Below are 3,305 nucleotides of genomic sequence, written 5' to 3'. Positions count from 1 at the left end.
GCTGTATTCCGCATAGGCCTCGTCGATGACCAGGAGCGCGCGGCCTTCGAGCGCCTTCGCGATGCGTTCCAGATCGCCGCGATCGACGAGGTTGCCGGTGGGGTTGTTCGGCGTGCAGACGAAGACGATACGCGTGGCGGGCGTCACCGCGTCGAGAAGCGCGTCGACGTCGAGCACGCCGTTGCGGCTGAGCGGCGACTCGATCACGGCCGCCCCCTGGATACGCGCGCACACCGCATACATGCCGAACGTCGGCGGCGATATGAGCACGGCGTCTTCGCCTGCGCGACAGAAGGCGCGTACGAGCAGGTCGATCGATTCGTCGCTTCCACGGGTAACGAGCACGCGATCGTCCGTCGTTCCGTAGAGGTCGGCGAGCGTCGCCACGAGTCCGCGCGGTTGCGGATCGGGATAGCGATTGAGCCCTTCCCCGCCGGGAATATTCGGTGGCCGCGAGGATTCGTTCGCGTTGAGCAACACCGTGCCCCCTTGGGCTTCCATCCGGGCACTGGAGTACGGTGCGAGCGCGCGGATATCGGCACGTGCGAGATCGAGAATGCTCATGCGGCGGCGTCCATGGCGGCGAGTCGCAGGGTGACGGCCCGGCGGTGGGCTTCGAGTTGCTCGGCTTCGGCAAGGATCGCCGCGCAGGGACCGATGTTACGCAGGCCTTGGGCGGAGAGTTCCTGCACCGTCACCTGTTTCTGGAAGCTGGCGACCGAAACGCCGCTGTAGCTGCGCGCATAGCCGTACGTTGGCAGCACATGGTTGCTGCCGCTGCAGTAATCGCCGACCGACTCCGGCGTCCATTCACCGAGGAAGACCGAGCCGGCCGATTCCACGCGCTCGAGCAAGGCGCGCGGGTTGACGGTCTGGATGATGAGATGTTCCGGGGCATAGCGGTTGCTGACTTCGATCGCCTCGTCGAGGTCGTCGACGAGGATCAGCCGGCTCTCGCTCAACGCCGTGGCCGCCACGTCGGCGCGCGGAAGTTCGCGGCGCTGTCGTTCGACCTCGACGGCCACGGTATCGAGTTGCACCGCCGACGGGCTGACCAGGAGCACCTGCGAGTCCGGGCCGTGCTCGGCCTGCGAGAGAAGATCGGCAGCGATGAACCGGGGATCCGCATCGGCGTCGGCAATGACGAGCACCTCGGACGGCCCCGCTGGCATGTCGATCGCGGCGCCGGCCGGGTCGCCGGCCACCTGCAGCTTGGCTTCGGTGACCCAGGCGTTACCGGGGCCAAAGATCTTGTCGCAACGAGGCACGGAAGCGGTGCCGTAGGCCATCGCGGCGATCGCCTGCGCGCCGCCGAGCTTGAAAACACGGTGCACGCCGGTGGCTTTCGCTGCGAACAGGACGGCATCGTCACAGCGACCGTTGGCCTGCACCGGCGTGCAGAGCACGACCTCACGGCAGCCAGCGATAGCGGCCGGCACGCCGAGCATGATCGCGGTCGACGGCAACGGCGCACCGCCGGCGGGCACGTAAAGCCCGACCCGGCGAATCGGCCGAAGTACGCGCTCCACCGTGACGCCGGGCGCTGTCTCGACGCTCACCGGCGTCGGCGCGGCGGCACGATGAAAGTGCTCGATACGAGCGGCCGCTTCGAGCACCGCCGCTTTCAGCTCATCGGGCAAGCGTGCTTCCGCCGCCGCGAATTCCGCCTCGGTCACGGCCAGTGTGTCGAGCGTGCTGCCGTCGTAGCGTGCCGTCAACGCGATGAGCGCAGTGTCGCCGCGAGTGCGTACGTCCGCGATGATCGACTCGACGCCCTCGCGCAGGCTGCTCGCCCGCGCTTGCATCGGCCGTGCGAGCGCCGCGTCGCGTCCGGCCTCGTCGAGGCCCTTCCAGACGATTCGTTTCATGCCAGCATCTTCTCCACCGGCAGCACGAGCATGTCGCGGGCGCCGGCTCGCTTCATATCTTCCAACTGGCGCCAGCTCACCGAGCCGGCACACAAGGCCTGCAGTACCACCTGGTCGGGCGCGCCATCCACCGGCGTGAGCGTGGGGATGGGCAGGCCCGGCAGGAGGCGCGTGATGGCCGCCAATGCGTCGCGCGGCGCCTGCATCAGGATCAACCGCGAGTCACGTACCTGGATAACGCCATCGAGGCGGCGCAGGAGCAGTTCGGCGATCTCGCCACGCTCGTCCAACGGGAGTTCGCGACGGCCGGCCAGCACCGCTTCGCTCTCCACCACGACGACGGCTTCGCGCAACTGGTTGGCGACCAGGGTCGCGCCGCTGGAGACCAGGTCGCAGATCGCATCGGCCGTGCCGAGGCGCGGCGCGATTTCCACCGAACCGGCGAGCATGACGACCTTCGCGTCGACGCCGTTGCTTCGCAGCCATTCACCCAGGAGGCCCGGGTAGGAGGTGGCGATGCGCTGCCCGTGAAGCTGGGCGGGACCGTCGTAGGCATCCTCCTGGGGCACGGCGATGGACAGACGGCAGTGGCCGAAGCCGAGCGGCCGCAGCTCGTCCATGCCGATACCGGTCTCCGGGTTGGTCAGCTGGAATTCGCGAAGTACGTTGCGGCCGACGATGCCGAGGTCACAGACACCTTCGGCGATCAGGCCAGGGATATCGTCATCACGAACGAGCAGGAGATCCACCGGCTCGCCCTCGCCGAAGCAGAACAGCTTGTCGCGACTCTGCCGGAACTTCAGGCCGCAGCGCGCGAGCAATTCCTGCGCGGGATCGGTCAACCGGCCGGACTTCTGCATGGCGATGCGCAGGCGATCGCGCGGCTTCATGCGACACCTGCAAGGTTGCGACGCGCGGCAGCGGCCATGTAGCCCCCACTGCCCTGGTTGAGATAGCGCGCCACACGGCCGATGGTCGTGATGCTGACCGACGTCCGCTCGTGAATTTCACGGTACGACCGCCCTTCCAGGAGGAAAGGAACCACCCGCCAGCGGTCGACCATCACCTCGATTTCGGCGGGGGTACAGAGATCGTGGAGAAACGCGCGCATCTCATCCACGCCTGAGAGCCCAAGCAGGGCCTCGCAAAGGCTGGTCTCGGCCGAGTTGGCCGGCATTTCGGGGTCGATCGAGCGTCGCTTCATAGTGTACTAACGCGTTAATACGATAACTCATCGTAACGCGACAACTCCGACGTGGCAAGCGCCGACATGCAATTGCGCTTTTCTTCCATATACCCCGCCAAGGCTGCTCGACAAGATGGCGGCATTTCCACCCTCGCGAGCCCCCGCCATGCAGAGCACCGTGATCATTGCGGACGATCATCCGGTCGTTGTCGCGGGTGTCGAGACCATCCTGAAGTCGCACCGCTACCAGG

At 66.8% G+C, this 3,305-nt stretch carries 4 protein-coding genes; all 4 read right to left on the bottom strand.

What is annotated here, in order from left to right; all coding sequences use genetic code 11:
* A partial coding sequence (locus tag AC1DSN_RS20395; RefSeq protein WP_477332509.1) for an aminotransferase class I/II-fold pyridoxal phosphate-dependent enzyme occupies positions 1–564 on the bottom strand: 564 nt, incomplete at its 3' end.
* On the bottom strand, positions 561–1,868 hold the full coding sequence (hisD, locus tag AC1DSN_RS20390) for a histidinol dehydrogenase (RefSeq protein WP_477296786.1): 1,308 nt from the start codon (positions 1,866–1,868) through the stop codon (positions 561–563). The genes AC1DSN_RS20395 and hisD, both read right to left, overlap by 4 nt.
* Complete coding sequence (hisG, locus tag AC1DSN_RS20385) at positions 1,865–2,758, bottom strand: ATP phosphoribosyltransferase (protein ID WP_063570717.1); 894 nt, start codon at positions 2,756–2,758, stop codon at positions 1,865–1,867. The genes hisD and hisG overlap by 4 nt, the downstream gene beginning before the upstream one ends.
* Complete coding sequence (locus AC1DSN_RS20380) at positions 2,755–3,072, bottom strand: YerC/YecD family TrpR-related protein (RefSeq protein ID WP_063570716.1); 318 nt, start codon at positions 3,070–3,072, stop codon at positions 2,755–2,757. The genes hisG and AC1DSN_RS20380 overlap by 4 nt, the downstream gene beginning before the upstream one ends.
* Between the last annotated feature and the right edge of the window lie 233 nt (positions 3,073–3,305).

The sequence above is a fragment of the Luteibacter sp. P4_D7_3 genome (assembly GCF_056401735.1).
This window is presented reverse-complemented; position numbering and strand designations above follow the sequence as displayed.